Genomic DNA, 9,592 nt, shown 5'->3' on the forward strand with positions numbered 1-9,592 from the left:
TTTCTTAACCTACGCGATCGACAGCCACGATCTCCATAATGACGGACGGCAAGGACGGATAACGATGAAAACGGACGAACTACGCGAAAAATACCTTTCCTACTTTCAATCTCAAGGGCACACGCGGCAACCGAGCGATGTGCTGGTGCCAACGTGGGATCCTTCCGTACTCTTTACGCCTGCCGGCATGAACCAGTTCAAGGATCACTTCCTGGGCAAGGTCAAACTGGAGTTCACCCGCGCAACCACTTGCCAAAAATGTTTGCGAACTGGCGACATTGATAACGTCGGGCGCACCGCTTATCACCATACCTTCTTCGAGATGCTCGGCAATTTCAGCTTTGGTGATTACTTCAAGCCCGAAGCGATCACTTGGGCTTGGGAATTTCTAACCAGCAAGAAGTGGCTGGGCATCGATCCTCAACGCTTAAGCGTGACGGTCTACAAAGATGATGACGAAGCGGCCAACTTCTGGCATGAGAAGATCGGTCTGCCATTTACGCGTATCTCGCGGATGGAAGAAGATGAAAACTTCTGGCCAGCCAGCGCGCCCAGCCAAGGACCTGATGGTGTGTGCGGCCCTTGCAGCGAGATTTATTTCCAGCTGGACAACGGCAAGTCGGTCGAAATCTGGAATCTGGTGTTCACCCAGTTCAATCGCGTTGGCGCGCCTCCCAATAATCTTCGTCCATTGCCAAGTAAGAACATTGATACGGGTATGGGCTTGGAACGCACCGCCAGTGTGTTGCAGAACGTCCCCAGCAACTTTCATATCGACATCTTGTTTCCGATCGTGCAAGCGGCTGCCGAAGTTTGTTCCAAACGGTATGAATATGAAAGCGATAATGGTCGCCGCCTGCGACGTATTACCGATCACGTTCGCGCTTGTACCTTTGCGGTTCACGAAAACGTAATCCCTGGACCGAAGAAGGCGCGTTACGTTATCAAACGCTTGTTGCGTCGCGCGGTGCTGGATGGCCATCAAATGGGCATGCGCGCACCGTTCCTGCACCAATTGGTACCCGCGGTCGCCGAGGCAATGAAGGGTTGCTATCCAGAGTTGGGTGAAACCATTTCGCGCGTCACTGATGTAATCAAACGCGAAGAAGCCGACTTCTTCTCCACCATTGATGCTGGTCTGAATCGTATCGAGTCGGTCTTCGATTCGATGTCCACGAGCGATCGCGTGATGGTCGACGGTCGCGAAGCGGCCAATCTGTATCAAACCTACGGTGTACCACCCGAGCTATTCCAGACGATCGCTGCTGAACGCAACTTGACGTTCGACTGGGACGGCTATCGCGAAGCCATGCACGAACACGAGCGTATCAGTGGTGGCGATCAACGCGAACTGTTCCAAACCGGGCCGATCGAAACGCTCAAAGAGGCGCTATTACGCACCGATTTCTTGGGTTACGACTCGATTGAAGCCTCTGCGGAGCTGAAGGGCATCATCGTCGGTCCCAAAGATAATGATCGCCTGCTAGGACGTCTGTCGGCTGGGGGCGACGCAAATCAACTAGTGCGCTTGGTGCTGGACCGTTCGCCATTTTATGCCGAAGGCGGCGGTCAAGTTGGCGACACTGGCGAGATCGTTAGCGGTGACACAAAGTTTGAAGTACAAGATACCAAACGCGTGGGCGAACTGATCGTTCACGAAGGTCGCGTGGTCTCTGGCGAATTGAAAGAAGGTCAGAAGGTAACCGCGCGTGTCGATGTCAACCGTCGCACTGCTATCGCTCGGGCTCACTCGGCTACACACTTGTTGCATCACGCTCTGCAGACCAGCATTGGTGCGCATGCTCAGCAGCAAGGCAGTAAGGTCGATGCGGATTGGTTGCGTTTCGATTTTACCAACCAAGCGGCGCTCAGCGATGCACAGGTCGATGAACTGGAACGCATCGTCAACTTGCGAGTGAAAGAAGCGGCGCCGATCTCTTGGCAGCAAATCCCTCTCAGCGAAGCTCGCAAGGCCGGCGCGATGATGCTGTTCGGCGAAAAATACGTCGACCCGGTGCGCATGGTGTCGATGGGCGAGTTCTCCAAAGAGTTGTGTGGTGGCACGCACTTGACCAACACCAATCAGGTTCAAGAATTCGAAGTCATCGCAGAAGAGAGCGTATCATCGGGCACGCGTCGCGTGGTCGCCCTGACTGGCGTGCGGGCCGCGGAACATCGCCAGCAAGTTGAAGAAATTTTAGGCCAGGCCGCTCAGGTGCTCGGTACCGTACCAGCCAAGTTGGCCACCGAAACTCGAGCGTTGCTCAAACGCGTTCGCGATCTCAAGAAGCAGTTGGCCGGCGGTGGCAGCGGCGGCGAAACCGGCCCGTCCACGGGTGGTCAGCCAATTGCTCTGACTGACTACGCAGCCCAGCGGGCGACTTTGCGCGATATTGCGAGACTGCTGAATGTCGCTCCGCAAGAGATTGCCACACGCTTGGGCGCGCTGCGACAAGAACTCGATAAATTGACCGATCAAGCCGGTCGGCTAACAAGCACTGGCGATGTGTCGGCCAGCAGCTTGATGGAACAGGCCGAACAGGTCAGTGGTACTTCGGTGATTGTGGTCGAGACCAGTGGGGCTACGCCCAACCTGATGCGCCAGTGGATCGATCAGATTCGCAAGCAGAGCGCGTCGCCAGTGGCTGTGCTATTGGCCAGTCGCGAAGGCGATGACAAAGTGCTGTTGGTGGCCGGCATTAGCCGAGCCTTGGTCGACCGAGGCATGTCCGCGGGCACGTGGATAAGTCGAGTCGCCCCGGTGGTTGGTGGTGGCGGCGGTGGAAAACCCGATTTAGCTCAGGCTGGCGGAAAGCAGCCGGAAAAGTTGCCCGAAGCTATCCAAACTGCAAAACAAGCCATGCGCGAAATGCTCGAAAATCCCGGCAGAGCTTGACACCGTCACCTCAACCCAGTTATTTTCAACCCTTTCAAGTTAACAAGATCGCATCGCCCGTGACTAGTTTACGGGCCACGCGCAACCCAAAAGTACACCATCGCATCGATCCTTCACTCACGTCCAACCACGTAGGCCAGTCTCTCCGAGACTGGCATCCGACGTCGTGAGAGCCTGAGTGTGGGACCGGTGCGTTATTTTGTTGGTGGTCGGGGGAATTCAATAAAGTGCGTCATCTGCTCACCCTGTTTGAGATCAGTCAACAGGAGTTGCATACGGTCCTGTCGCTTAGTCAGCAGATCAAACAACTGCTGGTTGCCGGTCGTCGTCCGCCCTGGCTGGCTCGCCGTGTGTTAGCCATGCTGTTCGAGAAACCCAGTTTGCGCACGCGCGTCAGCTTCGAAGCCGGCATTCTGCAACTGGGCGGTGCGGCCATGTTTTTGGGACAAGAAGTTGGCTGGCAGAGTCGCGAAGCCACCGGTGATTTCATCCGAGTGCTGGCTGAATACGCTGATGTGATTGTCTGTCGCGCGAAAAAACACAATGCAGTTGAAGACCTCGCCAGTTACGATTGTGTCCCCATCATCAATGGCCTGACCGACTTGTCCCATCCTTGCCAGGCTTTGGCAGACGTGCTGACCATGCAAGAGTTGGCCGGTCCTCTGGCCGGTCGGACCATGGCGTTTGTGGGCGATGGCAACAATGTGGCTCGCTCCCTGGCGCTGGCAGCCAGTATGGTTGGCATGCGCTTTCGCTTGCTTGGGCCACGCGAGTATTACATGGACGAGAACTGGATCAAGAAGATTCGTCAGAGCTATCCGCAAGCCGACATCGAACAATTTACCGAAGCGAAAGTGGCGCTGGCCGAAGCTGATTTCGTATACACCGATGTCTGGACCAGTATGGGTCAAGAGCAAGAGGCTGCCAAACGCAAGTCGATCTTTGCGCCGTTTCAACTCAACGCGACTCTGATGCGTCATGCGCCCAACAAAGCTCGCATCCTGCATTGCTTGCCCGCGCGCCGCGGCGAAGAAATCACCGACGAAGTGATTGACAGCCAGCAAAGCGCGATCGTCATACAGGCTGGCAATCGCATGCACGCTCAAAAAGGCCTGCTCGTTTGGCTCGGCCTTCAAGAAGATTGGCTCGGCGCCGAATGCCTCGAGCAAGAAGGCATCGACCTGCCCGTGGGCTACTCATAAGTAGCCACCGTCGCCAGACGGTGGACACTAAGCCGAGGGCGTTAGTAGCCCCGGTTTTTGGAGTGCTGGGGCGCAGCCGTAGCTTTGATGTAATAACCAATCTGTACCGCGGCCTGTACGGACTAGGTGATGCGGACCTCAGGCTGCAGCGTAGACTTTACTTACATCAAAGCGGTGCCTCAGGCACCGCACTCCTTGGAGTGCTGCGGCGTAGCCGTAGCTTTGAGGTAATAACCAAACTGTACCGCAGCCAGCACGAACTAGGTGATGCGGACGTCCAGGGTGACTCCGGCTGCGGCTGGAGACTTCGCTGACATCAAAGCGGTGCCAAATGGCACCGCACTCCAAGGAGACTAACGCCTACCGCTTAGCCGGACTACCGGGCTCTTGCCTCCGCTCCTATAATTCGGCAGTTAGTTTTCGTGTGCCAGCGTTTGAGTAAGGAAGTTGGTGGGTGATGAGTGAAGTTGAACGGACGGTGATCATTGGTAGCGGTCCGGCTGGTTGGTCGGCAGCCATCTATGCGGCGCGCGCCAGCCTGCATCCGATGCTCTTTGAGGGAACGGTCAAGCCTGAGATGATTCCGCTGGGCCAATTGGCATTTACGACCGAAGTCGAGAACTACGCAGGCTTTCCGGCCGGCAACATCCGCGCGTTTGTCGAAAGCGCGGTCGACAAAGATCGGCATTGGAATCTGCCACCGGCGCCGGCTGGTCACGTTCGCGACGGTCAGCCCCACTATGCAGTGCAGGGCGTCGAATTGATGGAACTGATGAAGCAGCAGGCGCTGAACTTCGGTACCCGCGTGATCAGTGACGATGTGGTCGAAGTGGACTTTTCCTCGCGTCCTTTCACGATTAAACCCGCCAATGGCGATGCGGTAAAATCGCACACAGTCATCATCGCCACGGGCGCACGAGCCAACTATCTGGGCTTGGAATCCGAAAACACGTACAAGAACAAAGGCGTCAGCGCGTGCGCAGTATGCGATGGTGCCTTGCCCATTTACCGCTCTAAACCGCTGGCTGTGATCGGTGGTGGAGACTCGGCGGTCGAAGAAGCCACCTATTTGGCGAACCTAAAAAATGCCGACACCATCTACTTAATTCACCGCCGACACGAATTGCGCGCATCGCAAATCATGCAAGAACGCGCGTTGAACCATCCCAAGATTAAAATGGTCTGGAACAGCCAGGTCGAAGAAGTGCTGGGCGACGGCAAGCAAGTTACCGGCCTCAAACTGCGCAACACCGTCGATAAAACGGTCAGCCAGCTGCAAGTGGGTGGCATGTTTGTGGCCATCGGTCATACGCCCAACACCGATTTCCTCAAAGGCCAGGTAGCCATGAAGCCCAACGGATATATTCAGTGGGCTCAACCATTCCGCACCGTCACCAGCGTCGAAGGCGTTTACGCGGCTGGCGACGTGGCCGATGATTACTATCGGCAAGCCATCACCTCGGCTGGCACCGGATGTATGGCTGCGCTGGACGCAGAACGATACTTGGTAGAAAAGGGACATTGATGAGCCAAGCTGAGAGCACTGGAACGAGCCAAGCGAAATGGATTAGCGTGCTGGCGGCCCGCGATCCGCAACACATTGGCCAGGAGATCGAAGTTCGTGGTTGGGTGCGTACGCGCCGCGACAGCAAAGGCGGATTCAGCTTCATCGAAGTCAACGATGGTAGTTCGCTTGCCAACTTGCAAGTGATCGCCGAAGCTGCTCTGCCCAACTACGCCACCGACATTGCCAACTTGTCGGTTGGTTCGTCGATCGTATGCAGTGGCCAACTGAAACCGAGCCAAGGGGCCGGGCAGGCCACGGAGTTGGCGGCCAGTTCCGTGCGTGTGATCGGCATAGCGGACCCGCAAGAGTATCCGCTTCAAAAGAAACGGCACACCTTCGAAAAACTTCGCGAGTGGGCTCACCTGCGCCCGCGTACCAATTCCTTTGGTGCCCTGGCCCGCGTGCGCAATCAACTCAGTATGAGCACGCATCAGTTTTTTCAAGACGAAGGCTTTTTCTATCTCAACACGCCGATCATCACCGCCAGCGATTGCGAAGGTGCTGGACAAATGTTCCGCGTTACCACCTTGCCGCTCGACAAGCTCCCGCTGAAAGATGGCAAGATCGACTTCGAACAAGATTTCTTCGGCAAGTCGGCTTACTTGACAGTCTCTGGACAGCTTGAAGGCGAGATCTACGCTACGGCACTGGGAAAGGTTTACACCTTCGGTCCGACCTTCCGCGCTGAAAACAGTAACACCAGTCGACACCTGGCAGAGTTCTGGATGATCGAACCTGAAGCTGCGTTTTTCGAACTTTCCGACAACATGGGCCTGGCCGAACGCTTTATTCAGCGACTGTTGAGCGACATTCTCAGCAAGTGCTCGGAAGATATGGCGTTCTTCGACGAACGTATCCAGCCTGGCCTAACTGCGTCCCTTTCGGCAGTGCTGAATAAACCGTTTGAACATTTGACGTATACCGAAGCTGTCGACATCTTGGCCAAGTCGGGTCAAACGTTTGAATATCCGTGCACTTGGGGTTGCGATCTGCAGGCCGAACATGAACGTTACTTGACCGAGCAACACATTAAAGGTCCGCTGATCCTGTACAACTATCCACGCTCGATCAAGCCCTTCTACATGCGTTGCAATGATGACGGACGAACCGTCGCGGCGATGGATGTGCTGGTTCCCGGCGTAGGCGAAATCATCGGCGGCAGCCAACGCGAAGAGCGACTCGATGTGCTGCTGGCTCGCATGAAAGAGATGGATTTGCACGAGCAAGATTATTGGTGGTACATCGACCTGCGGCGTTTCGGCACCGTGCCTCACAGTGGTTTCGGATTGGGACTGGAGCGCGTCGTCCAGTGGGTCACCGGCATGACCAACATCCGCGACTGCATTCCCTTCCCCCGAACCCCAGGTTCCGCCGAATTCTAAAACGCAGTAGCGGAATGTGTGGCATAGGCTTCCAGCCTGTGTGCGGCAATTCCAACATGCCAAGCTGAATCCGCCCTACGTCACCTTGCAAGCAAGCGGTGGAAAACCGCGGCTAACGCCGTTGGCTTGGTTTATAAACCATACGCATAGAGGGCGGCATCGGTGCGAATGTAAAGCACACCCGCTTTAGCGACTGGCGATGCCATAACTCGCTCTTTGAAATCATGCGAGGACAAGATCTCGCCAGACGCACCGGCTTTCAGTACAGTCAATACTCCGCTTTCGCTAAGCATAAAAACTTTATGGTCACCCGCTAGCAACGAAGCGAAATAGTTGCCGCGTCCTTCTGCTCGTAGTTGTTGTAGCGGCTTGCCGCTGGAACTGTCCAGGATGGTGATGATTCCGGAATCTTTGACCATGGTCATGGTGCCAGCGTACACAACCGAACTGGGCACGATGGGCAAGGCTCGATCATAACTCCAGCGCACATATTGAGGTGCCAGTGATCCGCTGGTGCCGGGTTCCAACGCCACGGCGATATTCTGAGCTCGTTCAAAGACACTGGCTTGCCGCTGCCATTCATCTTGTTCGAGTTTCTGATTCTGATTGAGATCGATGCGAAAGAAGCGATCTAGAACTGGACCGCCGGCAGGCAATTCGTCCTGCGTTATGGCGCCGTCAGAGTTCTTGTCATAGTTCTTGAGCGCCTCGGCGAAAGGTTCCATGGCAATGCGTTCCCCCTTATCACCGCCGGGTGTCCAAGTGGCCAAATAGATCAGGCCATCGCGAATAACCGGAGTTGAATCCACGATGCGCGACAGTCCATTGAACCACCATACCTTTTCACCAGTTGCCACATCGTACGCAGTCAGCTGCAGCGAACCAGCCACCAAGATCTCTTTGCGGCCATCACGCTGCAAGATAATTGGCGTCGAGTAGCTGCGAGTCGATTCTTCACGAGCTGTGCGCCACTTGGTTTCACCGGTCGACTGGTCGATCGCAATAATGAAACTGTCGATATCGTGATCTTCGTTGAGGATTACCAGGTTATCGACCAGCACCGGCGAACTGGCCGCGCCAAATTCATCTTGGAAAGGACCGAGCTTCTTATCCCACAGCAGTTTGCCTTCCATGTCGTAACATAACAATCCATAACTACCGAAGAATGAGAAGACCTGCTGGCCATTGCAAGCCGGCGAAGAAGTCGCGGGACTGCCGCTTTGATGCACCGCTTCGATCGACTCGGTCGGTACAGGCTGTCGCCAGCGAATCGCCCCGGTGGCTCGATCCACCGCCACCGTCTCCAACTGCTTCTCTTCCGCTTGCCACGTGGTGACGATGGCCAATGGACCACACACGCAAGGTGTCGAATGACCGGGAGGCAATTCCGTTCGCCACAACAATTTGGCTTTGGACAAATCATCCGGTAACCGCTGATCGTCACCGACCACACCATGATCATGACGAAAGTAAGCAATCTCCTGCGCCGTCAGAGTCTCTACGACTGCCAGGCACATCATGAGAACCAGGAATTGACGGACCACGGTGTATACCTTTGCAGAGTAAGTGCGGGAACGCGCAGCAAAGCTTTATATCTCGGCCGGTGGTGCCAAACAAGCAGATCAGCGCGGGGAGGGCGAATGCTCCTGCTGAGCCAAACACCGTTATGAAGAACGGACATAGGTCCCGGGGAAGGTGGTGGAGGAAGGATTTCAGAGAAACTCTGGCTGCGGCATGAGACTACGCTCACATCAGTGATGCAGGCGTTGCGCAGCGCGGGGAGGGCGAATGCTCCTGCTGAGCCAAACACCGTTATGAAGAACGGACACAGGTCCCGGGGAAGGTGGTGGAGGAAGGTGGTGTAGGAAGGTTTTCAGAGAAACTCAGGCTGCGACTGGAGACTTCGCTTACATCAAAGCGGTGCCGACGGCACCGCACTCCAAAGGCTTTCTTCGGCGCAGTTTGAGGCCAACCAGTCCTAAGGCCGCCAGGGCCAGCAGGCTCGGCTCGGGCACTGGCGTAATCGTATACGGCAAGATCCCAGTGTTATTCCAATATTTGATACCAACTGCTTGGAAGTCCGCATCAATAGCAAAGGCATTGGTGAGCGTCATATTGTAAGTGCCAGCTGTTCCACCGGTGGTATCGAGCACGAAGTTGGCGATCTCGACATCAGTCGTAGGTAACGTCACAGGATAGTTGGTACCACTAAACGCTAAATACGAGGAGGTTGGCGCGATTGAAAAGCCACCAAAGCCCAAGGTGCCGGCCGCCGTAAATTGGCCACCTGCGGTACGCATACCCGAATCGAATACCACCCCATCGTCGTCAGCGCCCACGTTGAAGTCGACGCCATCCAAATTCGTCAGTGGAGCCGTCTCGGAACGTATCAAGACTCGAAATTGAGCAGTCGATCCCAGGGGAATCGAGATTTCTCCACCCACTTGCTCGAGCGTAAAGATCACAAACTCAGCCCGGGCTAGCGAGCTTAGGCCCATGCTCAACATGCTAACAGTCAGAACCGCAAGCAGTTTTCGTAACATCG

General features: G+C 55.5%; 6 protein-coding genes. 4 read left to right on the plus strand and 2 right to left on the minus strand.

Annotated elements, in window-relative coordinates; genetic code table 11:
• Positions 1 to 64 precede the first annotated feature (64 nt).
• The 4 genes from alaS (at position 65) to asnS (ending at position 7,047) form a co-directional block, all read left to right on the plus strand.
• Positions 65 to 2,896, plus strand: a complete 2,832-nt coding sequence (gene alaS, locus SH573x_RS17365) for an alanine--tRNA ligase (protein WP_479348914.1) — start codon at positions 65 to 67, stop codon at positions 2,894 to 2,896.
• A 227-nt stretch (positions 2,897 to 3,123) separates the two neighbouring features.
• Positions 3,124 to 4,098, plus strand: a complete 975-nt coding sequence (argF, locus tag SH573x_RS17370) for an ornithine carbamoyltransferase (RefSeq protein ID WP_479348916.1) — start codon at positions 3,124 to 3,126, stop codon at positions 4,096 to 4,098.
• A 457-nt stretch (positions 4,099 to 4,555) separates the two neighbouring features.
• Positions 4,556 to 5,623 carry a thioredoxin-disulfide reductase gene (locus SH573x_RS17375; protein WP_479348917.1) on the plus strand — a complete coding sequence of 356 codons (1,068 nt, stop codon included), beginning with the start codon at positions 4,556 to 4,558 and terminating at the stop codon, positions 5,621 to 5,623.
• On the plus strand, positions 5,623 to 7,047 hold the full coding sequence (gene asnS / locus SH573x_RS17380) for an asparagine--tRNA ligase (protein ID WP_479348919.1): 1,425 nt from the start codon (positions 5,623 to 5,625) through the stop codon (positions 7,045 to 7,047). The genes SH573x_RS17375 and asnS overlap by 1 nt, the downstream gene beginning before the upstream one ends.
• Positions 7,048 to 7,178: 131 nt before the next feature.
• Here asnS and SH573x_RS17385 read toward each other — a convergent pair whose 3' ends face one another.
• Complete coding sequence (locus tag SH573x_RS17385; protein ID WP_479348920.1) at positions 7,179 to 8,591, minus strand: outer membrane protein assembly factor BamB family protein; 1,413 nt, start codon at positions 8,589 to 8,591, stop codon at positions 7,179 to 7,181.
• Positions 8,592 to 8,954: 363 nt separating this feature from the next.
• Complete coding sequence (locus SH573x_RS17390; RefSeq protein WP_479348922.1) at positions 8,955 to 9,590, minus strand: PEP-CTERM sorting domain-containing protein; 636 nt, start codon at positions 9,588 to 9,590, stop codon at positions 8,955 to 8,957.
• Positions 9,591 to 9,592 lie beyond the last annotated feature (2 nt).

It is taken from the genome of Rania fehmarnensis (genome assembly GCF_056494185.1).